This is a genomic window from Streptomyces sp. NPDC020965 (assembly GCF_044333555.1).
Lineage (GTDB): Bacteria > Actinomycetota > Actinomycetes > Streptomycetales > Streptomycetaceae > Streptomyces.
Genome location: NZ_JBIRRE010000009.1, coordinates 333354 through 357526, shown reverse-complemented (window position 1 = coordinate 357526; position 24173 = coordinate 333354). Strand labels below are relative to the sequence as shown.

At 71.5% G+C, this 24173-nt stretch carries 21 protein-coding genes and 1 pseudogene; 10 read left to right on the top strand and 12 right to left on the bottom strand.

Annotated elements, in window-relative coordinates:
• Positions 1-199 precede the first annotated feature (199 nt).
• The 4 genes from ACH4S7_RS26790 (at position 200) to ACH4S7_RS26775 (ending at position 5977) form a co-directional block, all read left to right on the top strand.
• Positions 200-1693, top strand: a complete 1494-nt coding sequence (locus ACH4S7_RS26790) for a CitMHS family transporter (RefSeq protein WP_398523846.1) — start codon at positions 200-202, stop codon at positions 1691-1693.
• A 178-nt stretch (positions 1694-1871) separates the two neighbouring features.
• On the top strand, positions 1872-3122 hold the full coding sequence (locus ACH4S7_RS26785) for an MFS transporter (protein ID WP_398523845.1): 1251 nt from the start codon (positions 1872-1874) through the stop codon (positions 3120-3122).
• Positions 3123-3381: 259 nt separating this feature from the next.
• Positions 3382-4776, top strand: a complete 1395-nt coding sequence (locus tag ACH4S7_RS26780) for an aldehyde dehydrogenase family protein (RefSeq protein WP_398523844.1) — start codon at positions 3382-3384, stop codon at positions 4774-4776.
• A 118-nt stretch (positions 4777-4894) separates the two neighbouring features.
• The gene (locus tag ACH4S7_RS26775; protein ID WP_398523843.1) at positions 4895-5977 is read left to right on the top strand and encodes a Zn-dependent alcohol dehydrogenase; all 1083 of its coding nucleotides are present in this window, start codon (positions 4895-4897) and stop codon (positions 5975-5977) included.
• 65 nt (positions 5978-6042) lie between these two features.
• Here the strand turns inward: ACH4S7_RS26775 and ACH4S7_RS26770 are convergent, their stop codons facing one another.
• Complete coding sequence (locus tag ACH4S7_RS26770) at positions 6043-6690, bottom strand: TetR/AcrR family transcriptional regulator (protein WP_398523842.1); 648 nt, start codon at positions 6688-6690, stop codon at positions 6043-6045.
• 220 nt (positions 6691-6910) lie between these two features.
• On the opposite strand from ACH4S7_RS26770, the pseudogene ACH4S7_RS26765 reads away from it, so the two are divergent.
• Together ACH4S7_RS26765 and ACH4S7_RS26760 are read left to right on the top strand one after the other, a co-directional pair.
• Positions 6911-7105: pseudogene (locus tag ACH4S7_RS26765) on the top strand (acyl-CoA dehydrogenase family protein); the annotation flags it as partial.
• Between the two features lie 239 nt (positions 7106-7344).
• Positions 7345-7968 carry a TetR/AcrR family transcriptional regulator gene (locus ACH4S7_RS26760; protein ID WP_398523841.1) on the top strand — a complete coding sequence of 208 codons (624 nt, stop codon included), beginning with the start codon at positions 7345-7347 and terminating at the stop codon, positions 7966-7968.
• 72 nt (positions 7969-8040) lie between these two features.
• On the opposite strand, the gene ACH4S7_RS26755 is transcribed toward ACH4S7_RS26760, so the two are convergent.
• A complete protein-coding gene (locus ACH4S7_RS26755; protein WP_398523840.1) occupies positions 8041-8502 on the bottom strand; it encodes a MaoC family dehydratase in 462 nt (153 codons plus the stop codon).
• Between the two features lie 120 nt (positions 8503-8622).
• Here ACH4S7_RS26755 and soxR point away from each other — a divergent pair, with 120 nt between their 5' ends.
• A complete protein-coding gene (gene soxR, locus ACH4S7_RS26750) occupies positions 8623-9090 on the top strand; it encodes a redox-sensitive transcriptional activator SoxR (protein ID WP_398523839.1) in 468 nt (155 codons plus the stop codon).
• An 822-nt stretch (positions 9091-9912) separates the two neighbouring features.
• Here soxR and ACH4S7_RS26745 read toward each other — a convergent pair.
• From ACH4S7_RS26745 to ACH4S7_RS26730, 4 genes are all read right to left on the bottom strand, one after another.
• Entirely contained in the window at positions 9913-10527 is a 615-nt protein-coding gene (locus ACH4S7_RS26745; RefSeq protein ID WP_398523929.1) for a hypothetical protein, read from the bottom strand.
• 252 nt (positions 10528-10779) lie between these two features.
• A complete protein-coding gene (locus ACH4S7_RS26740; RefSeq protein ID WP_398523838.1) occupies positions 10780-12237 on the bottom strand; it encodes a serine-threonine protein kinase in 1458 nt (485 codons plus the stop codon).
• A 259-nt stretch (positions 12238-12496) separates the two neighbouring features.
• On the bottom strand, positions 12497-13834 hold the full coding sequence (locus tag ACH4S7_RS26735) for an erythromycin esterase family protein (protein ID WP_398523837.1): 1338 nt from the start codon (positions 13832-13834) through the stop codon (positions 12497-12499).
• Between the two features lie 368 nt (positions 13835-14202).
• Complete coding sequence (locus ACH4S7_RS26730) at positions 14203-15471, bottom strand: exo-beta-N-acetylmuramidase NamZ domain-containing protein (protein ID WP_398523836.1); 1269 nt, start codon at positions 15469-15471, stop codon at positions 14203-14205.
• 372 nt (positions 15472-15843) lie between these two features.
• Here ACH4S7_RS26730 and ACH4S7_RS26725 point away from each other — a divergent pair, with 372 nt between their 5' ends.
• Together ACH4S7_RS26725 and ACH4S7_RS26720 are read left to right on the top strand one after the other, a co-directional pair.
• A complete protein-coding gene (locus ACH4S7_RS26725; RefSeq protein ID WP_398523928.1) occupies positions 15844-16608 on the top strand; it encodes an SDR family oxidoreductase in 765 nt (254 codons plus the stop codon).
• A gap of 166 nt (positions 16609-16774) precedes the next feature.
• Positions 16775-17368 (top strand): TetR/AcrR family transcriptional regulator, encoded by a 594-nt coding sequence (locus tag ACH4S7_RS26720; protein WP_398523835.1) that lies wholly within the window; start codon positions 16775-16777, stop codon positions 17366-17368.
• Positions 17369-17513: 145 nt separating this feature from the next.
• Here the strand turns inward: ACH4S7_RS26720 and ACH4S7_RS26715 are convergent, their stop codons facing one another.
• From ACH4S7_RS26715 to ACH4S7_RS26690, 6 genes are all read right to left on the bottom strand, one after another.
• Positions 17514-18731 carry an acyl-CoA dehydrogenase family protein gene (locus tag ACH4S7_RS26715; RefSeq protein WP_398523834.1) on the bottom strand — a complete coding sequence of 406 codons (1218 nt, stop codon included), beginning with the start codon at positions 18729-18731 and terminating at the stop codon, positions 17514-17516.
• Positions 18732-18735: 4 nt separating this feature from the next.
• The gene (locus ACH4S7_RS26710; RefSeq protein WP_398523833.1) at positions 18736-19758 is read right to left on the bottom strand and encodes a phosphotransferase family protein; all 1023 of its coding nucleotides are present in this window, start codon (positions 19756-19758) and stop codon (positions 18736-18738) included.
• Between the two features lie 271 nt (positions 19759-20029).
• Complete coding sequence (locus ACH4S7_RS26705) at positions 20030-20347, bottom strand: DUF202 domain-containing protein (protein WP_398523832.1); 318 nt, start codon at positions 20345-20347, stop codon at positions 20030-20032.
• A complete protein-coding gene (locus ACH4S7_RS26700) occupies positions 20344-20754 on the bottom strand; it encodes a YidH family protein (RefSeq protein ID WP_398523831.1) in 411 nt (136 codons plus the stop codon). Before ACH4S7_RS26700 ends, ACH4S7_RS26705 begins: the two co-directional genes overlap by 4 nt.
• A 142-nt stretch (positions 20755-20896) precedes the next feature.
• Entirely contained in the window at positions 20897-21436 is a 540-nt protein-coding gene (locus ACH4S7_RS26695) for a TIGR03086 family metal-binding protein (RefSeq protein ID WP_398523830.1), read from the bottom strand.
• A gap of 258 nt (positions 21437-21694) precedes the next feature.
• Positions 21695-22222: an NUDIX hydrolase gene (locus ACH4S7_RS26690; protein WP_398523829.1), complete on the bottom strand. Its 528-nt coding sequence runs from the start codon at positions 22220-22222 to the stop codon at positions 21695-21697.
• Positions 22223-22373: 151 nt separating this feature from the next.
• Here ACH4S7_RS26690 and ACH4S7_RS26685 point away from each other — a divergent pair, with 151 nt between their 5' ends.
• Positions 22374-24026 (top strand): FAD-binding dehydrogenase, encoded by a 1653-nt coding sequence (locus tag ACH4S7_RS26685; RefSeq protein WP_398523828.1) that lies wholly within the window; start codon positions 22374-22376, stop codon positions 24024-24026.
• Positions 24027-24173: the final 147 nt, after the last annotated feature.

Below are 24173 nucleotides of genomic sequence, written 5' to 3'. Positions count from 1 at the left end.
CTGAAGGTGTAAGGCGCGGGGGCGGATGCGGTGCGGTACGGGTCCGGTCCGGGGGTGCCGACCAGCACTCCTATGTTGACCTGGGGTTTTGCTCGTATTGCTCACACGTCAACATCTTGTTAACAGCTTTTGACGGGACCTAACGTCATCCGGACCGCCGCTCCGGTGGGAGTTCAAGGATGAACGTTAGGTGTCCCCCATGCTGACTGTGCTCGGCTTCGCCATGATCGCGACCTTCCTGGTCCTGATCATGATGAAGAAGATGTCGCCCATCGCGGCTCTGGTCCTCATCCCCGCGCTGTTCTGCGTGCTCGTCGGCAAGGGCGCACACCTCGGGGACTACGTCATCGAAGGCGTCGGCAACCTCGCCCCCACCGCCGCGATGCTGATGTTCGCGATCGTCTACTTCGGCGTGATGATCGACGTCGGTCTCTTCGATCCGATCGTCCGAGCCATCCTGAAGTTCTGCAAGGCCGACCCGATGCGGGTGGTGGTCGGTACGGCGCTGCTCGCCGCGATCGTCTCGCTGGACGGCGACGGCTCCACCACCTTCATGATCACCGTCTCGGCGATGTATCCGCTCTACAAGCGGCTGAACATGAGCCTGGTCGTGATGACCGGTGTCGCGGCCACCGCGAACGGCGTGATGAACACCGTGCCCTGGGGCGGTCCGACCGCCCGTGCGGCCACCGCCCTCAAGCTCGACGCCGCCGACATCTTCGTGCCGATGATCCCGGCGCTGCTGGTCGGACTGCTCTTCGTCTTCATCCTCGCGTACTTCCTGGGCCTGCGGGAGCGCAAGCGGGTCGGCTATCTGACGCTCGACGAGGCGCTGGAGCCTGGGACCGAGACGGTGCTGGTGACGGCCGGCGGAGACACCCTCACGAAGGCCGGCAAGGGCGGTAAGGCCGGTAAGGCCGCTGGAACCGGAACTGCTGGAACCGGATCCGCCGGAGGCGCCGAGGACGGCAAGGACACCGAGGACGCCAAGGGCGGTACGGACGCCAAGGTCGATGCCGCGGCCACCGGGTCCGACGCGCCGGAGGGCGGCTTCCAGGGGCTCGACCCCAACCGCGCCACCCTGCGCCCCCGCCTCTACTGGTTCAACGCCGGGCTCACCATCGCCCTCCTCACCGCGATGATCATGGAGCTGCTGCCCATCCCGGTGCTCTTCCTGCTCGGCGCGGCCCTCGCCCTCACCGTGAACTACCCCGACATGGCCGAGCAGAAGGCCCGGATCGGAGCCCACGCGGAGAACGTCCTCAACGTCGCCGGCATGGTCTTCGCCGCCGCCGTCTTCACCGGCGTCCTCACCGGCACCGGCATGGTCGAGAGCATGGCGGACTGGCTGGTCGGCGCCGTCCCCGAGGGCATGGGCCCGCACATGGCCATCGTCACCGGCCTGCTGAGCCTCCCGCTCACCTACTTCATGTCCAACGACGGCTTCTACTTCGGTGTCCTGCCCGTCCTCGCCGAGGCCGGCGCCGCGCACGGAGTCTCCCCGCTGGAGATCGCCCGCGCCTCGCTCGTCGGCCAGGCCCTGCACATGTCCAGCCCGCTGGTGCCCGCCGTCTACGTCCTCGTCGGCATGGCCAAGGTCGAGTTCGGCGATCACACCAGGTTCACCGTCAAATGGGCCGCCCTGACGTCGCTGGTGGTCCTCGCGGCCGGCATCCTCTTCGGCATCATCTAGAGACGCACAACGAGAGACGCACAACCCCAGAAGCACACGACATCCTGAGCCGCGCGGCCCCCGGAGACACACGGTCCCCGGAGCCGCGCGGCTCTCACAGGCGCCCGCTCCCCTGGGGGCACACGACGTTCAGCGGCACGACCGCGGGGACGTCGGGCGGAGACACCGGGAGGTTTCGATGAACCGGGGCTGGCTGCTGCGCCTCGTCATCGCCTTCGGCTTCGCGCAGGCCGCGGTGTCCATGGCGCGCCCCGCCGTCTCCTACCGCGCGCTCGCCCTCGGAGCGGACGAGCGCGCGATCGGCGTCATCGCGGGGGCGTACGCGCTCCTCCCGCTGTTCGCCGCCGTACCACTGGGGCGCCGTACCGACCACGGGCGGTGCGCGCCCCTCCTGCCGGCCGGGATCGTCCTCATCTCCGGAGGGTGCGTCCTCAGCGGCACGGCGGGTTCGCTCGGTGCGATGGCCGCCTGGAGCGGGGTGATGGGCCTCGGCCACCTCTGCTTCGTCATCGGCGCCCAATCCATCGTCGCCCGCCAGTCCGCCCCCGCCGACCAGGACCGCAACTTCGGCCACTTCACCATCGGCGTCTCCCTCGGCCAGCTCGCCGGACCCGTCGCGGCTGGCTTCATCATCTCCGGGCGGGACGGCGCCATGGACCGTACGAGCGCGCTCGCCCTGGTCGTCTCGGCCGGGGTCGCCGCCGTCGCGCTCACCTCGCTCTGGCGGATCGAGCGCCGCCCGGACGGGCCCGCCCGCCGCGACGACCGGCCCCGGGTCCCCGTCCGCCGCATACTGCGCACCCGGGGAGTCCCCGGCGGCATCTTCATCAGCCTCGCCGTGCTCTCCGCCATCGACATCCTCACCGCCTACCTCCCGGTGATCGGCGAGGAACGCGGCATCGCACCGGCCACCGTCGGGCTGCTGCTCAGCCTGCGGGCCGCCGCCACCATCGCCTGCCGGCTGGTGATGACACCGATGATCCGACGGCTCGGACGCCGGGCGCTGATGACCCTGACCTGCCTGGTCGCCGCGCCCCTGTGCGGAGCCCTCGCCCTGCCGGTCCCGGTCTGGGGGCTCGCGGTGCTGCTCGCCGCGCTCGGCTTCTGTCTGGGTGTCGGCCAGCCGCTGTCGATGACGACCGTCGTCCAGGCCGCGCCCGCGGAGGCGCGGTCGACCGCGCTCGCGCTGCGGCTGACGGGCAACCGGATCGGGCAGGTCGCCGCGCCCGCCGCGGCGGGGCTGCTCGCCGGAGTCGCGGGCTCGGCGGCCCCGTTCGTCATGCTCGGCGTGATTCTGCTGGCGGCCACCGGACTCAGCGCGCGACAGCCGGTGCTGCTCTCCACTGCGGCCGAGGGGGGCGGGCCGGCCGGTGGGTCGGACCAGCCGAAGCGGTCGGACCAGCCGGATCCGTCACAGCGGTCGCGGTAGCCGCAGCCGTCGCGGTGGCCGGCCGCTCCGACCTGGCCGGTCCTTGCGGTGTCGCTGCCGCGCTCACCCGCCACCGCCCCCGACGGCCTTCGGATCGCCGCCCCCGGGCGGCGCTTGAGCCAGCGGCCCCTGGCATCCCAAAACTATCGCCGCTAGTTTGGTCGCGCGATGCCCGCGGATCCGGTTCGCGGGTCTGCCCCACAGGTTCTGTCCGTGGGGCCGGTTCGCGGGTTCTGTCCGTAGGTTCTGAAGGAGTGCGATGAACACCCACGACGGGATGTATATCGACGGCCGGTGGCGCCCGGCCGCCGCCACGGACACCATCGAAGTGGTGAACCCCGCCGACGAACAGGTCATCGCCCGGGTCCCGGCCGGCACCGCGGAGGACATCGACGCCGCCGTACGGGCCGCCCGCGCCGCCCTCCCCGGCTGGGCCGCGACCCCGCCCGCCGAGCGCGCCGTCCGGCTCACCGCGCTCCGGGACGCCCTGACGGCCCGCGTGGACGAGATCGCCGCCACCATCACCGCCGAACTCGGCTCCCCGCTCGCCTTCTCCCGGACGGTCCAGACGGGCCTGCCCATCGCCGTCGCGGGCACCTTCGCCGAACTGGCCGCCTCCTACTCCTTCGAGGAGCGGATCGGGAACTCCACCGTGCTGCTGGAGCCCGTCGGGGTGGTCGGCGCGATCACCCCCTGGAACTACCCGCTCCATCAGATCGTCGCCAAGGTCGCCCCCGCTCTCGCGGCCGGCTGCACCGTCGTCCTGAAGCCGGCCGAGAACACCCCGTTGACCGCCCGGCTCTTCGCGGCCGCCGCGCATGACGCGGAACTCCCCCCGGGGGTCTTCAACCTGGTGACCGGAGTCGGCGATGTCGCCGGTGCCGCCCTCGCGGGACACGAGGACGTCGATCTGGTCTCCTTCACCGGCTCCACCGCGGTCGGCCGCCGCATCGGTGCGACCGCCGGGGGCGCGGTCAAGCGGGTCGCGCTGGAGTTGGGCGGCAAGTCCGCCAATGTGATCCTGCCGGGCGCCGATCTCGCCAAGGCCGTCCGGGTCGGCATCGCCCAGGTGATGAGCAACTCCGGCCAGACCTGTAACGCCTGGACCCGGATGCTGGTCCACCGCGACCAGTACGACGAGGCCGTGGAGCTCGCCGTCGCCGCGGCCGCCACCCACGTACCAGGCGACCGGGTCGGTCCCCTGGTCAGCGCCGCGCAGCGGCAGCGGGTGCGCGGCCACATCGAGCGGGGAGCCGCCGAGGGCGCGCGACTGGTCGCGGGCGGCCCTGAGGCGCCGCGTGACACGGGCTACTACGTCAGCCCCACCGTCTTCGCCGATGTGACACCCGGGATGACCATCGCGCAGGAGGAGATCTTCGGCCCGGTGGTGGCGCTGCTGCGGTACGAGGACGAGGAGGACGCCCTCCGGATCGCCAACGGCACGATCTACGGCCTCGGGGGCGCGGTCTGGGCCGCCGACGACGCGACGGCGGTCGCCTTCGCCCGCCGGATGGACACCGGTCAGGTCGACATCAACGGCGGCCGGTTCAATCCGCTCGCGCCCTTCGGTGGGTACAAGCAGTCGGGGGTCGGCCGCGAGCTGGGCGCGCACGGGCTGGCGGAGTACCTCCAGACCAAGTCCCTCCAGTTCTGACCGCCCCCGGCCCCACCTCGCCCCCGTACCGCCATCAGACTGTCCCAGCAGGTCCCGCGGTCCAGCGGTCCAGCAGTCCGAGCAGCCTGAAGAGCCGAAGAGATCCGGAGAACCCCCTGTGGTCCGCGCCGTCGTCCTGCCCGCCATCGGCTCTCCGCTGGAGATCACCGACATCGAACTGCCCGAGCCCGGCCCCCGGCAGGTGCGGGTCCGTCTCGTCGCCGCCGGTGTCTGCCACTCGGACCTCTCCCTGTCCGACGGCACCCTGCGGCTTCCGGTGCCCGCCGTACTCGGCCACGAGGGCGCGGGGACGGTCGTCTCCGTCGGCGCGGACGTCACCCATGTCGCGCCCGGCGACGCCGTGATCCTCAACTGGGCGCCCTCCTGCGGTCGCTGCCACCCCTGCGGGATCGGTGAGGTGTGGCTGTGCGCCGACGCGTTCACGGGCGCGGCCGGTGTGCACGCCCGTACGGCCGACGGCACCGAACTCCATCCCGGCCTGAACGTCGCCGCGTTCGCCGAGGAGACCGTGGTCGGGGCTGGCTGTGTGGTCCCCGCGCCGGCTGGGGTCCCGCTGGCGGAGGCGGCCCTGCTCGGTTGTGCGGTCCTCACCGGCTACGGCGCGGTCCACCACTCGGCGCGGGTACGGGCGGGGGAGTCCGTCGCGGTCTTCGGGGCGGGCGGGGTGGGCCTCGCGACCCTCCAGTCGGCGCGGATCGCGGGCGCGGCCACGATCGTGGCGGTCGATGTCTCGCCCGAGAAGGAGGCACTGGCACGGGCGGCCGGGGCGACGGAGTTCGTCCTCGCGTCCTCCGGTCCGACCGCGAAGGAGATCCGCGCACTGACCGGCGGGCAGGGCGTGGACGTGTCGATCGAGTGCGTGGGCCGCGCCGCGACCATCCGTACGGCCTGGGAGTCCACCCGGCGCGGTGGCCGGACGACCGTGGTCGGCATCGGCGGCAAGGACGAACAGGTCACCTTCAACGCCCTGGAGATCTTCCACTGGGGGCGGACCCTGTCGGGGTGCGTCTACGGGAACTGCGATCCGGTGCGGGATCTGCCGGTACTGGCCGACCATGTGCGGGCGGGCCGGCTGGATCTGGCGGGTCTGGTGACGGAGCGGGTGGGGCTCGACGGGGTCGCCGGGGCGTTCGAGAACATGGTGCGGGGGAGGGGTGGCAGGACACTGGTGGAGTTCTGACCGGGGCCCCGATACTCCCCGCCCGGCTCGTCCGACCCGCCCCTGTTCGCATCAGGGCCGGGGGGTCAGCCGGTCCGGTCCAGTGCCCCGTACTGGACGGTCAGCCCGGCGACGATCGCGCGCAGACCCGTCTCGAACGCACCCTCGTCCACCTGCTCCTGGCGTTCGGCGAGCAGGTGCGCCCGGCCGAGGTGGGGATAGTCCTCGGGGTCGTACGCCTTCTCGTCGTCGACGAAGCCCCGGGCGAACGAACCGAGCGCCGAACCGGTGACGAAGTACCGCGTCAGCGCCCCGATATGGGTCGCCTGGGCGGGCGGCCACCCCGCGCGGACCATCGCGCCGAAGACCGCGTCCGCCACCCGCAGACCGGCCGGGCGGCGCCCGGGGCCCCGGGCGAGCACCGGAACGATATGGGGGTGGGCCTTGAGCGCCGCCCGGTAGGAGACCGCCCAGTCGTGCAGGGCGTCCGACCAGTCACGGCCGTCACCCTCGTCGAACATCGACAGATCGACCTGTGCGCTGACCGAGTCGGCGACGGCTTCGAGGATCTCGTCCTTGGTGCGGAAGTGGTTGTAGAGGGACGGCCCGCTCACCCCCAGCTCGGCCGCGAGCCGTCGGGTGGAGACCGCCGCCAGACCCTCGGAGTCCACGAGCGCGCTCGCCGTCCGGACGATGCGGTCTCTGCTGAGCAGGGGGTTGCGTGGTCGGGCCATGCGGCACATAGTAGGGCCGATCGAAAGAAAACTAGCAGTGATAGTTGAGGTGGAGACGGTCCGTTGTGAACCTGGAACCGAGCGCGGAGCGGACGGTCGTACGGTGACGCGCCGAGGAGCGCGTCCGCCGCGAGGTCACTCCGTACGCCGCCGAGTGGGACCGCGCCGAGGACATCGGCCGTTCGACGGTGGGGAGACTCGGTGCGCTCTGCCTCCTCGGGCCGGGCTCTACGCCTCCGAGGCCGCGGTGCGCGCGGCCAGCAACGCACTCCAGGTCTACGGCGGCTACGGCCATATCGATGAGTATCCGGTCGGCAAGCCGGTGCGTGACGCCCGGGTGATGACCCGCTACGAGGGCACCAGCCGGCTCCAGGAGCTGATCACCCGCCGCGCGCCGACCGCGGTCTCCGCCTTCTGGGCCCGCGGCCGGCCAGGCGGGACGGGCCGCCGTCCTCGTGGGGCGCGTGCCGGGGCGGACGGCGGACGAGCCCAGCGGCCTTCCCCCCTGCGCCCCGGCCTTCGTCCCGGCGACCCGGTGAGACCCTGGACCCGGTGCGATCCCGCGACCCGGTGCGATCCGACAGAAGCGTCCTAAGCGCTTGCTCACCCTCGGGGTATGGTGTTCCTCCCGTACGGCAGGAATGAGGACGAGTGATGGCAGCGCCGGAGGACACCACCTGCGAGGAGGTGCCGTGGGGTGAAGTCACGCCGGAGGCCGCGCGAAAGCTGCTCGTCGCCGCAGTCGACGCCTTCGCCGAGCGCGGCTACCACGCCACGACGACGCGGGACATCGCCGGCCGGGCCGGAATGAGCCCCGCCGCCCTCTACATCCACTACAAGACCAAGGAAGAACTGCTCCACCGCATCAGCCGGATCGGGCACGACCGGGCGCTGGAGGTGCTGACGACGGCGGCCGAACGCAGTGGCACACCCGGTGAACGGCTCGCCGACGCCGTGAGTTCCTTCGTCCGCTGGCACGCCGGGCGGCACAACACGGCGCGCGTGGTGCAGTACGAACTCGACGCGCTCTCACCCGAACACCGGACCGAGATCGTGGGGTTGCGCCGCCGCAGCGACGACGTCGTACGGGGCATCCTGCGCGACGGCGTGGAGGCCGGTGAGTTCGACGTGCCGGACGTACCGGGCACCACCGTCGCCGTGCTCTCACTCTGCATCGACGTGGCGCGCTGGTTCAACACCCAGGGGCGCCGGACACCCGACGAGGTGGGCGCCCTCTACGCCGACCTCGTGCTCCGCATGGTCTCCGCGCGCGGCTGACGCGTGTTGCGTCCTGTGCGCGCGGGGAGCCACGCGGACGATCCGAAGAAGCCCCGCTCGGTCAGAAGAAGTTCAGAAGAAGTAACGGGAGACCGACTCGGCCACGCACACCGGCTTCTCGCTGCCCTCGCGCTCGACCGTGACCACGGCGGTCACCTGGACCCCGCCGCCCGCCTCCTCGACGCGGCGCAGGACCGCCGTCGCCCGCAGCCGGGACCCCACTGGCACGGGGGCCGGGAAGCGGACCTTGTCGGTGCCGTAGTTGAGGCCCATCTTCATGCCCTCGACCCGCATCACCTGCGGGACCAGGGTCGGCAGCAACGCCAGCGTGAGATAGCCGTGCGCGATGGTCGCCCCGAAGGGGCCGTCGGCCGCGCGCACGGGGTCCACATGGATCCACTGCCGGTCGCCGGTCGCTTCGGCGAAGAGGTCGATCGTCTTCTGGTCGATCTCCAGCCAGTCGCTGGGGCCCAGTGGATCGCCGATCCCAGCGCGCAGCTCGTCGGCGGAGGTGAAGATCCTCGGCTCGGCCATGACCTGATCCCTGTCTCTCGCGCGGTGCGCTCCCCGGGCATCACGCCGATGTCCAAGCGCTTGCTCAGCATGGTTGGGCGGGCATACTCCTGTCAACGCGCCACCAGTAGGCTTCCCGGGGTGCCTCAGTTTCCCGAGAACTTCCAAGAGCTGACCGTCGGTCAATTGTCCGAACGCAGCGGCGCGGCGGTCTCCGCCCTCCACTTCTACGAGTCCAAGGGCCTCATCAGCAGTCGACGGACCAGCGGCAACCAGCGCCGATACAGCCGGGACACGCTGCGCCGGGTGGCGTTCGTCCGGGCCGCGCAGCGCGTCGGTATCCCGCTCGCCACGGTCAGGGACGCACTCGCCGAACTGCCCGAGGAGCGCACGCCCGACCGGGACGACTGGGCGCGGCTCTCGCACGCCTGGCGGCGCGAGTTGGACGAGCGGATCAAGCAACTCGGTCGACTGCGCGACCATCTCACCGATTGCATCGGCTGCGGCTGCCTCTCGTTGGAGACCTGTGTGCTCTCCAACCCGGAGGATGCTTTCGGCCAGAAGATGGCCGGTTCGCGATTGCTGCCGGAGCGTCGCAAGGGAGTGTGAAGCGGTGTGCGGGGGCGGCCACGCCCGCTGTGACGAGCCTGCGGGCGGGCCCGCACCCCCGTGACGGGCCCACCCGCACGCCACGGACACCTGCCGGTGACGGCGATGGGGCCCGGGCGCACTCCACTGTCCCGGGGGCGGAACGGAGGGGCCAACGATTTTCACTCCACGGCGGCCGCCCGATGCCCACCACGATCGCACCGGTACCGGCGCCTTGGCCGAGGAGGCGCCGACCCACTGGCCCGGCAACGCGTACGGGACGACTGCTCGTAGGGGACGACTGCTCGTACGGGCGGCAACGCGTACGGGACGACTGCTCGTAGGGGACGACTGCTCGTACGGGCGGCAACGCGTACGGGACGACAGCTCCTACCGGACGACTGCTCGTGCGGGCGGCGATCCACTGGCGCGACACGGCGAAGGAACGGGCGTGCGTCGGGACACGGCCGCGGGCCGCCCGCGCCCGGCCTCCCACCGCGCCGACCGCGCCCGTACCGCGCTGCTCCCGGCGGGGGGCGCTGCGGGGCCATGGCTCGGGGGCACAGCTCGGGGTCACGGTCCGGTGCGAGGGCTTTCACGCGACGGCTGGTGCCCGTACGGGAACCGTGGGCGCGCCCGACTCGGGGCGTCGGCTTCCGCACGGATGTACTGCTGCGCGGCCGGCCGCTAAGCCGCGCGCTCGTACGCGCCGGCTCGTCGATGCCGCGGGGCGCGGCGGTCTCCGCGGTTCTGAGGGGTCGGCTCCGGATCTCCGGACCACGCGGGGGCGCCCCACATGCCGCGTCGCGGCGCTCGCCCCCACGCCTCTCTCAGGCGCCTCTCCTAGGCCACCGACGCCAGCCCCCGCTGTCCGCCGGCCTCCTTGGCCGCTGCCACGGCCTCGGAGTTCAGGACGGGGCGCGGCACCACGATGCCGCAGCCCGTGCAGACCGGACCGGTCCACGGCTCATTGGCCAGATCCTGTCGCCACACGATGCCGGTCGCCTCACAGACGGGGCAGGTCGTGCCGGGTTCGTCCGCCAGTGCCGAGATCAACCTGCGCAGCACCTCGTCCAACGGTGCCGAGGGATGGGCGGCCGGACTGTCGCAGCGCGCGACCCCGTTCCCGCCCCGGGTGCGCCGGTGCCAGTCGTCGATCGACGACGGCCTGCGCAGCCCGTCGTGCTTCTCTCGCTTTCGCCGGTCGGCGAAACATTCCTCGTACGCGAGCCACACGGCCCGCGCCCGCTCCAGTTCTTCCAGCGCGGCCACCAGCCGCGCCGGATCGGGAGCCCGGTCCTCGGGCTCGATCCTGTGCCGGGCGCACAGGTGATCCCAGGTCGCCCGGTGCCCATAGGGGGCAAAACGTTCCAGGCACTTGCGCAGCGAGTAGCGCCGCAGCGCCAGATCGCACCGCGGGTCGCGTACCTGTCTCGCAAGACTCCGGAAACCGGCCATCGCACTGCCACCTCCGTCGTTTCCATCCATCGGCGTTGGTGTATGGACGTACGAGTGCCCGATTCGGCTCCATCGAAAATCCGATGAGGCCCATTTAGTGAGACGCGCGACCGAAATGAATGCCCCGGATCCCTGGGTGTGGCGGTCGGCGCCGGGGTGCGGGGCGATGCCGAGGACGCGCTCCGTGGCCACCTCGAACTCCCGGCCCACAGTCAGTGGCACCCTCGGGAGGCCCTCGGGAGGCCCCCGGCCTCACTGGTCGATACGGCCCGCCGCGACCACCACGCGTGCCAGCTCGGCGTGGCAGATGTCGTGGTGCGCCCCCGCGGGCGGACCTCCCCGCCGGACCACCGCCGCCGCGTCCACATTGACGCAGCCCGAGCCGGGTATGCCCTGCCCTAGCGCCTCTTCCAGCGTCAGCCGGACCGGCGGCGGCCGGACGGCCCGGATGCCGTCGTGCCCGACCGCCCACCAGCGACGGTCCGCCCCCACGGCCTGACGGTCGTCCCCGGCCAGCCGCGACGCCAGGGGGTAGACCGTCCCCAGGGCGGTGTCATGCCGGGAGTGGCAGGCCACCACCGGACCGTCCACCCGCTGCTCCATGGCTCGCAGCGCGCCCGAGTTCTGCGAGGCGTGCGGTAGCCCTGGCGCGAACGCATAGTGCGAGAAGGCCCCTTGGAGGAGCGTGACCGACTTCACATTTCGCACACCGTGGGGCAGTCCCCGCAGCCCGAAGGCGATCAGCCGCGCCCCCTGGCTGTGCCCCACCAGGTGCACCCGTGTCCCGGGGCGGCTGCGGGCGAGCTGTCCGAGCAGCGGGCCGAGCCCCAGCTCGCCGACGGTCCCCGCCCGGCGCTTCATCGCGTAGTACGTGGTCTGGCGCAACAACTCCTTCGCTCCTCTCCAGGTCTCCACCAGGCCGATGCCGAGGGAGTCGGCGGCGAAATCGGTGACGGCGACCTTCTCCGGCTCCATCTCTTCCAGCGCCAGCGTGAACATCCGGCACACCGTGAGCGCGTCCTCGTACAGCACGGCGGGTGGCCCCTGTTCGTCCTGGGGCAGATCTTCCGTGAAGCGGGCCCCCAGCCCCCCGGCCGGTGCCTCGGTCAACCGCCGCGCCAGCCTGCCGAACTCCGCGAACGCCTCCTCGGACGCGGGCCGCTCATGGAGCAGCCGGTCGAGCCGCGCCACTGTGTCCCGATGTCCGGGGAAGAGTCCGTTGAGCGCCTCCCGGGTGGCCGAGTCCAGAGCCTCCCCGGCCGGCTGCCGCGAATCCGGCGGCGTGCTCAGACCCGGTATCGGCCCGAGCGGTATCGGCCCGAGCGGTATCGGTCCTGGTGGCATCAGGAGGGGCGTCGGCAGACGGGGCGGAACCTGTCCGGTTGGCACCGGTCCGGGTGGGGACTGCGACGGCGGTGCTGGTGCCGGGGGTGCCGGGCTCGGGGCGGCGCCGGGTATCGCCTCATCGGTGAACTTCATCGACGGCCAGGCAATGCCCACGTACCCCGGCCGTACACCCGGCGCCAGCAGTTCCGGGAAGGGGGCGAAGAAGGCCGAGAGGAACCGGTCCGCGACGGCCGGGGAGTTGTTCCACCCGTGGGCGAACATCACCAGATCGGTAACTTCCAGCCCGAGGAGGCGTGCGCGCTCCGCCGCGTCCACATCGCCGTCGTTGTCGAAGGTGATGTCCAGATATGGCCGCACGCTCATTTCCGGCATGACTACCCCTCCCCCGATACATCCGCTTCTGTCAAGAAGCATCCTGCGTCGGACGGAACACGGCTATACCCAGGGCAGGGACAGTCACACTCGAACATCCCCAATCACATCCGGTCAGAATCTCCAACGGGGCGCGTCAGAGCCGGGGGTGGGTCCGGTCCGGGGTGGATCGGGTCCGTGGTGGGGCGGGCCCGTGGTGGATCGGGTCCGGAGTGGGGCGGGCCCGTGGTGGGTCGGGCCCGGGGCCGGGTCAGAGCCGGTCGGCCGCGGTTATCCGGTGCAGATGGATCAGAACGTCGTACGAGGGGGCGAGCCGCGTCGGCACGGGCTCGTCCGGCCAGGCGTTGCCGATGCTCCTGGTCGGCCGGGCCTCGCCGAGCCACTGCCGCGCGGCCACCGGCGCCGTACGCATATCCAGGTAGTAGTCCCGGGGGGAGACCCGCGCCAACGTCTCCTCATTGCTGCCCGGGTCCGGCGGGCCCACCGAGAACTCGCGAATCGTCTCGGCCGGATCCGTCAGGTCCATGGCGTTGAACGAGCCCTGGCCGAAGGTGAAGCCCACATTCACATACCGGTCGCCGATCATGTCCCGGATGAACGCGCCCTGATACTTCGGATATTGCGCGGGGTTCGTCGTCTCGTACCCCACGTGTCCGTTGTGCGCGGAGAGCAGGACGCGGTGGCCGGTCTGACGCTGCCACCACACGGTGTTCTCCGCCATGACCCGGTCCCGGTAGAGCATCATCTGACCGATCTGCCCAGGATCGCAGGACGTCGTCGGATGCACCGCGCCGGCCGTGTCCGAAAGGCAGTAGTCGAATGCGTACATCGTGCCGACCTGAGCGATGGCGCGGGCGTGTTGCAGCATCCAGGTGTGCCGCTTCCGATCCGGGCCCGGTTGCTGCCGCTCCAGCAGCGTCAGCGCCCGCTGGACATCGGCGGCCAGGGCCCGTCGCTCAGCGATGGGCTTGAGCAGATACGCCTTCATCGTCGCGTCGACGGAGGCCGTGGGTCGGGAGGCCCGGTAGAGACCGCGGATCTCGGGCAGCAGCGCCGGATAGTGCTCGGCGACATAGCCCGTCACCTTGTCGAACAGCTCCGGACCCGCGTAGGCGGAGTCATTGCCCATGAACTGCACGGGCCGGTGCGGATTCCGGACATTGTGCTGGCGCATCCAGCGGATCAGTTCCAGATACTCACGGGTGTGCCAGATCAGATACGAGTTCTGGAACTCCTCCCGCATGATCCGCGCCGGGTCGCCATCGCCTCGCAGCACATAGTCGTTCAGTCGGAGTCCGGCGCTCCAATTGGCCTCCAGGGAGAAGGTGGTGAAGCCCTTCTTCTCCACCAGATGGCGGAAGACGCGGTTCTTGGTGCGGAAGAACTCGCGGGAGCTGTGGGTGGCCTCGCCGACGCCCACGATCGACGCCGTGCCGACCATGCGCTCCAGCGGGCGGAGATCCGACAGCGGGCGCGCCGACTTCGTCAGCGCGGGCACGGGGTCCACGGCGCCTTCGGCGATCCCGGCGGGCGACGGGCCGGCCGCGCCGACGGCCAGGACGGAGCCCAGGGCGAGCGCGAGCAGCATCGTCCTCCGCGAGCGGTGTCGTGGTGGTGAAGAGGGTGCGGGGGCGGGGGAGTTCGGGCAGTTCGGAGGGTTGGTCGCAGGTAGGAAACGCATGGATCAAGCCTGCGGGCCTGGCCTGACCCGAACCACCCTGCCAGCCACCGTTCCAGGGTGGGGCGTGCCCCAGCACCGTCCACCCGGTACACCACAGCCCGCACTCCGGTGCACCACCGCCCGTCCGACTCCCCACCCCACGCGGCCGGTTGCCGAGCCTGCCGAGGCCGGGCGGAATCCTTCAGTCCGCCCGCCAGCCCAGCGGAATCACCGCCCCGCCAGCCTCCCGGCGGGGGACCATCTCGGCACACCGCCCGCCAGGGCCGGGCAGGGCCTCAGTACCTCAGATACCGCCTCCGTACCGCCCGGAACGCTGCCAGATCTCCGTTCCAGGCGCCCACGACCTCGTCCGTCCCGGCCCCCGCGTCGATCATCGTGCGCACCCGCGTCGACCCGGTGAGCTTGTCGATCCAGTTGTCGGGCCGCCAGGCGAAGCCGCCCCAGGACCGCTTGGCCGTCACCAGCAGCCCGATTCCGGTGCGTACGGGATCGAACGCCGCCCGGTCGTGGACATGCAACTGAACCCCGCCGACCGTCTTCCCCTGGAACTTGGAGAACGTTGGCGCGAAGTACGCCTCGCGGAAACGCACCCCGGGCAGCTCCAGCGCGTTCGCCGCCTCCGCCCAGCGCCGGTCGACACCCTCGGCGCCGAGCAGTTCGAACGGCCGGGTCGTCCCCCGTCCCTCCGACAGATTCGTCCCCTCGAAGAGACAGGTGCCCGCGTACACCAACGCCGTCTCGGGGGTCGGCATATTGGGGCTCGGCGGCACCCACGGCAGACCCGTCTCGTCGAAGAAGTCCGACCGCCGCCAGCCCGACATCCGTACGGTCGCCAGCTCCACCGGCCGGTCCTTGAGGAACTCGCCGTTGAACAGCCGCGCCAGCTCGGCCACGGTCATGCCGTGCGCCTGCGCGATCGGCTCCCGGCCGACGAACGTCGCGAACGCCCTGTCCAGCACCGGCCCGAGCGCGGCCCGCCCGGTCACCGGATTCGGCCGGTCGAGCACGACGAGGCGCTTGCCCGCGAGCGCGGCCGATTTCATGCAGTCGTACAGCGTCCAGATGTACGTGTAGAAACGCGCACCCGCGTCCTGGATGTCGAAGACGATCGTGTCCACGCCCGAGGCGGTGAAGATATCGGCCAGTGGCTGTCCGCTCTTCAAATAGGCGTCGTAGACCGGCAGTCCGGTGGCCGGATCGTCGTACCGCCCCTCGGAGCCGCCCGCCTGGGCGGTGCCGCGGAAGCCGTGTTCCGGGCCGAAGACGGCGGTCAGATTCACCCGGTCGTCCGCGTGCATCACATCCACGATGTGGCGTACGTCGGAGGTGATCCCGGTCGGATTGGTGACCACCCCGACGCGCTGCCCGGCCAGCGCGGAGTATCCATCGGCGGCGAGCCGGTCGAAACCGGTGCGGACCCGGCTTCGGGGCCGTCCACCCGTACGCTCATCGGCGCCGGAGTGCGCCGCCGCGCCGGAACCGGCCGCGGCCAGTGCGCCCGCGGCGCCGCTGGCGGCCAGCAGTCCCCGTCTGGACAGGCTCATCGGGCTCCCTCCATGAAGGCTGTCTGTCATGGTCACGCACGCTAGCGCGACCGCGGGTCGCACGGAACGACCCTGACCGCACGGTTGTGCGACGGCCGTGCGCGGAGCGGGGGAGTGGTCTGCGCGGGCACCCATCGCGCCCTCTTCCCCCGGACATACCGACTGGTTAGTCTGCAACCGTGGCGGCCGGCCCCGGGCAGGAACAGGCCGCAGTGGAAGCGGGGTTCGGGGCTGGAGACCGGCACCGGCACCGGCACCGGCACCGGCACCGGCACCGGCACCGGCACCGGCACCGGCACCGGCACCGGCACCGGCGCCGAACCGAAGCCGGAAGAGCCGGAAGAGCCGGAAGAGCCGGAAGAGGGAGACGCGATGAGTTCGGTACGCGGCGCCGGAGTGGTCGTCACGGGCGCGGGCGGCGGTATCGGCGCCGCGCTCGCCAGACGGTTCACCGCCGAGGGCGCCCGGGTCGTGGTCAACGACATCGACCCCGTGAGGGCCGCGGCGGTCGCCGACGAGATCGGCGCGACCGCCGTCCCCGGGGACGCCTCCGGGATCGTCCCCGCGGCCCGCGACGCGCTCGGCGGCACGGTGGACGTCTACTGCGCCAACGCCGGACTCGGCTCGCCCGGCGACGCCTTCGCCGAAGAAGCGGTCTGGTCCGCCGCCTGGGACGTCAATGTGATGGCCCATGTCCGCGCGGTGCGCGCTCTGCTGCCCGACTGGCTGGAGCGCGGCAGCGGCCGATTCGTCTCCACGGTCTCCGCGGCCGGCCTGCTCACGATGGTCGGGGCCGCCCCCTACAGCGTCTCCAAACACGGCGCGTACGCCTTCGCCGAATGGCTCTCGCTCACCTATCGCCACCGCGGCCTCAAGGTCCATGCCATCTGCCCGCAGGGTGTGCGTACGGACATGCTCACCGCGGCCGGATCGGCGGGCGAACTGGTGCTCGCCCCCGGCGCGATCGAGCCCGCGGCCGTCGCCGACGCGCTGCTGGACGGGATCGCCGCCGAGCGGTTCCTGATCCTGCCGCACCCCGAGGTCGCCGACTACTACCGGACCCGGGCGACGGATCCCGAGCGCTGGCTGGCCGGAATGAACCACCTTCAGCGGAAGTGGGAGGGGATGGGGCGGTGACTCCCGCCGCACCGTACGGCCGGAGAACCCTCTGGCGGTTCGGTACGCACACCGGCACGATGGCGCATTCTGTACCTGTCCCCGTAGGTGGGAAGATCCTCGGACCGGGGTTGCGTTACCCCGGACAGGTCAGTTGTCGGATGTGAGTGAGAGGACGGTGGCGGCCATGGCCAGAACGACGGACGGGGACGACGCCCCCGTACCGCAGCGCCTGCTGGCCGCCGCCACCCGGCTCTTCGCCGAGCAGGGATATGACCGCACCTCCGTCCAGGAGATCGTCGAGGCCGCGGGTGTCACCAAGGGCGCGCTCTACCACTACTTCGGCTCCAAGGAAGACCTCCTCCAAGAGGTCTACGCGCGGGTACTGAGGGTGCAGCAGGAGCGGCTCGACGCCTTCGCCGATGCGGACGAGCCGGTCGAGGTGCGGCTGCGCGGGGCCGCGGCGGACGTGGTCGTCACGACGATCGACAATCTGGACGACGCGGCGATCTTCTTCCGTTCGATGCACCATCTGAGCCCGGAGAAGCACAAGCAGGTACGGGCGGAGCGGCGCCGCTACCACGAGCGGTTCCGGGCGCTCGTGGAGGAGGGACAGGCCAGCGGCGTCTTCTCCGCGGCGACGCCCGCTGACCTGGTGGTGGACTACCACTTCGGCTCGGTGCACCATCTGTCGACGTGGTACCGCCCGGACGGCCCACTGAGCAAGCAGCAGGTCGCGGACCAGCTGGCCGACCTGCTCCTGAGGGCGCTGCGGCCGTAACCCGGCCATATGTGTACGGGGCCGGGCGTACGGGCCAACGCGGGCCGGCCAGGCTTCCTTGACTGCGACCCGCCCTCTGCCTGCCGGTCGGGCTCCCGCGCCCCGCCCCACGTGGCCGGCCGGGACCTGCGCGACGGACCCGCCCCTACGGCGCGTACCGCCCCAGCTCCCGCCGCGCCAGTGACCGCTGATGCACCTCGTCCGGCCCGTCCGCCAGCCGCAGTGTCCGCGCCGCCGCCCACAGCTCCGCCAGCGGGAAGTCCTGGCTCACCCCACCGGCCCCGTGCAGCTGTACCGCCTTGTCCAGGATGTCCACCACCGCCCTCGGTGTAGCGATCTTGATCGCCTGGATCTCCGTATGGGCCCCGCGGTTGCCCACCGTGTCCATCAGCCACGCGGTCTTCAGCACCAGCAGTCGGAGCTGTTCCACCGTCACCCGCGCGTCCGCGATCCAGTTCCGTACGACGCCCTGGTCGGCGATGGGTCCGCCGAAGGCCGTACGGGACACGGCGCGCCGACACATCAGCTCGATCGCCCGCTCGGCCATCCCGATCAGCCTCATGCAGTGGTGGATCCGGCCGGGGCCCAGCCTGGCCTGCGCGATGGCGAACCCGCCGCCCTCCTCGCCGATGAGATGGGACACCGGCACCCGGACCCGGTCGAAGATGATCTCGGCGTGGCCGCCGTGCGCGTGGTCCTCGTAGCCGTACACCCGCATCGCGCGCCGGATCTCGACCCCCGGGGTGTCGCGGGGCACCAGCACCATCGACTGCTGGCGGCGGATGTCGGACCCCTCCGGGTCCGTCTTGCCCATCACGATGAAGACGGCGCAGTCCGGGTTCATCGCGCCGGAGATGTACCACTTCCGGCCGGTGATGACGTAGTCGTCGCCGTCCCGCTCGATCCGGGTCTCGATGTTCGTCGCGTCCGACGAGGCGACCTCCGGCTCCGTCATCGCGAACGCCGAACGGATCTCTCCGGCGAGCAGCGGCGCCAGCCAGCGTTCGCGCTGCCGGGCGTCGCCGAACTGCGCCAGTACCTCCATGTTCCCGGTGTCCGGCGCGGCGCAGTTCACGGCGGTGGGGCCCAGCCGGGGGCTGTGGCCGGTGATCTCGGCGAGCGGTGCGTACTGGAGATTGGTCAGCCCGGCCCCGTACCGCGGGTCAGGGAGGAAGAGGTTCCACAGCCCCCGCCGCCGCGCCTCCGTCGTCAGCTCGGCCACGACCGGCGGGGTCTCCCACGGCGATTCCAGTCGTGCCCGCTGCTCCTGGGCGACGGTCTCGGCCGGGTGGACCCACTCCGCCATGAAGGCCAGCAGCCTGGTCCGCAGGTCCTCGGTCCGTGCGTCGAATGCGAAGTCCATGGGGTCAGCCCTCCTGGAGGGTGGTGAGGCCGTGCTCGATGAAGAGGGGTACCAGCGCGCCGATCCGGTCGAAGCCGTCGCCGACGGTCCGGCCGAGGGTGTAGCGGTAGTGGATGCCCTCCAGGATCACCGCGAGCTTGAACCAGGCGAACGCCGTGTACCAGGGGATGGCCGAGGTGTCCCGGCCGGATCGGTCGGCGTACCGCTCGACCAGCTCGGCGGTGGACGGGTGGCCGGGTGCGGAGGCCGTGGTGCTGATGGGGGTGTCGGAGGCCGGCAGTTCGGTCCCGTACATCGCCAGCAGGCCGAGGTCGGTCAGGGGATCGCCGAGCGTGGACATCTCCCAGTCCAGGACCGCCGTGATCCGGTCGTCCGCGCCGACCAGCGCGTTGTCGAGGCGGTAGTCGCCGTGGACGACGGTGGGTGCGGGGGAGCGGGGCAGGGCGCGGCCGAGGGAGGCGCGGAGTTCGCTGATTCCGGCGAGGTCGCGGCTGTGGGAGGCGTCGAGCTGCTTTCCCCAGCGCCGCAACTGCCGGTCGAGGAAGCCATCGGGGCGACCGAAGTCGCCGAGCCCCACCGATTCGGGATCCACGGCGTGCAGGTCGACGAGAGTGTCGAGCAGGCCGAGCACCGTGGTCCGGGTGCGTTCGGGGCCGAGCGGGGCCAGTTCGCCGGCCGTGCGGTACGGCGTGCCGGGCACGAACTCCATGACGTAGAACGGCGCTCCGAGCACCGTGTCGTCCTCACACAGCAGCACCGGCTCGGGCACCGGCACGGCGGTCGGGTGCAGGGCACTGATCACGCGGTGCTCGCGCCGCATGTCGTGGGCGGTCGCCAGGACGTGCCCCAGCGGCGGACGTCGGACGACCCAGCGGTCGGTGCCGTCGGTGACGGCGTACGTGAGGTTGGAACGGCCGCCCTGGATCAGCCGGGCGTCGAGTGGGCCGCGCACCAGGCCGGGCCGCTCGCGGTCGAGATGGATACGGAGCTCCCCGGGGTCGAGTCCTGGTGGGGGGTCTGGGCTCATCGGGGTGCCTCCGAGGGGCTCCGGGTGCGGTCGGTGGGCTCGCCCATGATGACCGACCGGTCGGTATGTCGTCCAGTGTGTACGGGGATCACGGGGGCGTCATGACCATCGAAACCCGCCCGTGGGCCAGTGCGCACGCCCATGACCGGCGCGTTGCGACCACCGCGACCCGCCCGCCCGCCCGCCCGTCCGCTCGTCAGGTGCGCCGCCGCCCGGGTGTCCGCCCAGCCCCGGACCGGACCAGGTCAGGCCGGACCGGACCAGGCCGGACCTAGAGGATCATCACCACCGCGAGCCCGGCGAGCGCCACCGCGCACCCCGCCGCCGCGAGCGCCGCCCCCGTCGACAGCGCGGGCGGTCGCGGCCCGGCGCCCAGGACCCGTATCCGCCCATGCGTCACCAGCAGGAAGCCCAGCCACACCAGCACGCTTAGCGCGACCGCGACGATGCCCGCCGCGTCCGGCCCGTCGCCGTTCAGCCCCTGTCGAACCGCGAGCACCGCCACCACGGTGAAGGACAGCGTGGTCCTGCGCCAGGCCAGCCGCGTCCGCTCCGGCTGAAGCCCCGGATCCCGTACGGCGGTCGTCATCGGGCGCCACCCCAGCCGAAGAGGACCACGACCACCATCGCCAGCGCCACCACGGCGATCAACAGGCTGAGCAGGGTGGGAAAGCGGGAGACCGGCAGGTCCTCGCCGCGCCGCATGGCCCGCTCGCAGCGCACCCAGTGGTTGACCGCCCGGAGCGCGCAGAGCACCCCCGCGGCCAGCAGCCCGAGCGCCAATCCGGCCCGTACGCCCCACCGCAGGTCCGGCAGGAACTGATCCACGGCGAATCCGCCGCCGATCAGCGCGAGCGCCGTACGGAGCCAGGCCAGAAAGGTTCGCTCATTGGCGAGCGAGAACCGGTAGTCGGGTGTCTCGCCCTCCTCCCGCACCTGGTGGGGGGCGAACCACAGCCGCAGACTCCGTACGAGATCAGTCACGTTTTGCACCATACCCGGCCATGATCAACAGCTCCGGGACGGGCGGCGGGCGGCAGGCGGCGAGAACCCCCCTGCGGGATCGGCGCCACACAGCCCCGGCAAGACGGGCGACACCGTGATCCGCGCACGAGAAGCGGGAGAACGCCCTCCCCGGCTACACCTCGCGGCCCAGGAAATTGAGCAACCTGGTCTGGGCGTCCGCATCGGCGGACGAAGAGACCTTGGCGCCAAACGCCTGCGGCATCCGGATATCCCCGTCCTCCGGCAGCAGGATCTCCGTCGCCACGGCCACCGCTTCGGAATCCAATGCCTCGCTCTGGCCGGTCGCCCGCGCCAGGTCCCATCCGTGGATCAAGGTATCGGCACACGCCATCCGCCGCACGAACTCCTCGAACGGGATGGAGCCGAACTCCTCTCCCAGCAGGGCGCGGGCCTGCGCCGGGTCACGCAGGGCGGTCCTGACCCCCTCGGCTGCCGCATCCCACGCCTGGGCCAGGTCCTCGCCCCGGCCCGGCGCGGAATAGCCGGATCCGTCCAGCCCGGCGACGGCCCGCCGGTTGTTCGAGACCACGTGGGCCGCAACGTCCCAAGCCGTCCATCCGGGACAGGGGGACGGATCCTCCCATCTGTCCGGCGGGCAATTAAGGATCAATTCCCCAAAACGCTCCGCTATCCGTCCGTAGAGCTCCGGCACTGAAGATGCCACTTCGTTCCTCTTTTGCTCATCAGGCCGGCGAAACAGCCAGCCAAAGGGGGGGCACGGTCCGATCTCATCGTCACCGGTCGGCGGCCATCTGACACGAAGAACCTATGCCTCCACAACACACCCACCCTGACGCGGACAGTGCGGCAGCAGCAGCGGGTGGCCAACCGCGAACCGGGCACCCCTTCTCACGAACCCGCGTGCCGTGGCCCCGGAACACCCCCTTCCTGGCCGCGAGTTCCCTGCGAGTCACCTCCGAGGATCCGCGAACCTGCCAGGTTCGGAGCGCAGCCGCTCATACGCGGCCAAGCCGTCAGGCACCCACTCCCAACTGCTGAGCCGCCGCTCCACCTCGTCCTCCGGCAGGAACGCGTGCCACGCCACTTCCTCGACCTGGGGCCGTACCGGAAGATCGCAGCGGACCTTGTACACCGCCGACCACCAGCTTTTATCGCCACCGTCGTACAGGAAACGGAACAGGGGCTCCGGCCGGGGCAGCCCCGACACCCCCAACTCCTCCTCGGCCTCCCGCAGGGCCGCGTCGTCATAGCTCTCGCCCGCGCCGACCACACCGCCCACGAACATGTCGTACAGGGCGGGGAAGACCAGCTTCGTCGCCGTTCTGCGGTGCACGAAGATCCGGTCATCCGCGTCCCTGGCCAGCACGAACACACAACGGTGGCGCAGCCCACGGGCGTAGACCTCGCCGCGCGGGGCCCGGCCCACGACACGGTCGGACTCGTCGACGACGTCCAGGATTTCATCGGAGGCACTCATGCCGGCATTCCACCACCCGCCACCACCCCGTCATCAAGCCGTACGTCCGGGCTGTTGACTCCCTACCGGCCAGTACCGAAGATCGGACCACCCAACCCCGGACACGACCTGGGCGCGCGGTCCCGCGCCGCCCCCACGAAGGACGGAAGTCATGGCGTACGACACCGATGTGATCGTGATTGGGGCGGGGCTCGCGGGTCTGGTGGCCACGGCGGAGCTGGTCGACGCCGGGCGCCGGGTCATCCTCCTGGACCAGGAGCCCGAGCGGTCCATCGGCGGGCAGGCGCACTGGTCCTTCGGTGGCCTCTTCCTCGTCGACTCACCCGAACAGCGCCGGATGCGGATCAGGGACAGTCAGGAGCTGGCGCTCCAGGACTGGTTCGGCACGGCGGGCTTCGACCGCGACGAGGACCACTGGCCACGCCGCTGGGCCGAGGCGTACGTCGACTTCGCGTCCGGGGAGAAGCGTTCCTGGCTGCGCGAGCGGGGCGTACGGTTCTTCCCGGTCGTCGGCTGGGCCGAGCGCGGCGGCTACGACGCCACGGGCCACGGCAACTCCGTCCCCCGCTTCCACATCACCTGGGGCACCGGCCCCGGTGTCGTCGCCCCCTTCGAACGGCGGGTCCGCGAAGGCGTCGCCCGCGGTCTCGTCCGCTTCGCGTTCCGGCACCGGGTCACGGGCCTGAGTGGCGCCGCGGGCACCGTCGACACCGTCAGCGGCGAGGTGCTCCGGCCGTCCACCGCCGAGCGCGGCGCCGCCAGCGACCGCGAGGTCGTCGGCGCCTTCGAGTACCGGGCGCAGGCGGTGATCGTCACCTCGGGCGGCATCGGCGGCAATCACGAGCTGGTACGGGAGCAGTGGCCCGAGCGGCTCGGTACCCCTCCGGAGCGGATGCTCTCCGGGGTCCCGGCCCATGTGGACGGGCTGATGCTCGGCATCGCCGAACGGGCGGGCGCCAGCCACATCAACCGTGACCGGATGTGGCACTACACGGAGGGGATCGAGAACTGGAACCCCGTCTGGGCCCGGCACGGCATCCGCATCCTGCCCGGTCCCTCCTCGCTCTGGCTGGACGCGCGCGGCAAGCGGCTGCCCGTCCCGCTCTTCCCCGGCTTCGACACCCTCGGCACGCTCGACCACATCATGCGGACCGGCCACCACCACACCTGGTTCGTCCTCGACCAGCGGATCATCGGCAAGGAGTTCGCGCTCTCCGGCTCCGAACAGAACCCCGATCTGACGGGGAAATCGGTCCGCGACGTTCTCGGCCGCGCCAGGGCCGACGTGCCGGGACCGGTGCGGGCGTTCATGGAGAAGGGGGTGGACTTCGTCGTGGAGCGGGACCTGTCCTCGCTCGTCCGGGGGATGAACGCGCTCACCGCCGAGCCGCTCATCGACGAGGGCGAGCTACGGCGCGAGATCGTCGCCCGCGACCGTGAGATCAGAAACCCCTTCACCAAGGATCTCCAGGTCACAGCCATTCGTGGGGCCCGTAAGTATCTCGGCGACAAGCTCATCCGCACGGCCGCGCCGCACCGCATCCTCGATCCGAAGGCCGGTCCGCTGATCGCCGTACGGCTGAACATCCTCACCCGCAAGTCGCTCGGCGGGCTGGAGACCGATCTCTCCTCGCGGGTGCTCGGTGAGAACGGTGAGCCGCTGGCGGGGTTGTACGCGGCGGGGGAGGCGGCGGGGTTCGGCGGTGGCGGGATGCACGGCTACCGCTCGCTGGAAGGCACCTTCCTCGGTGGCTGCGTCTTCTCGGGGCGGGCGGCGGGGCGGGCGGCGGCAGCAGCGGTCTGAGCCGGCCCCTCACTGTCTGAGCCCCCCGCCGGGGGGCCCGCCGGCCCCCGGCCCCGGCCCCGAACCTGAAGCCTGGGCCCGGCCGGCGCCGGGCACACAGCGGCGCGGACGGGTCCGATGACCGAACCCGTCCGCGCCGACGAAAAA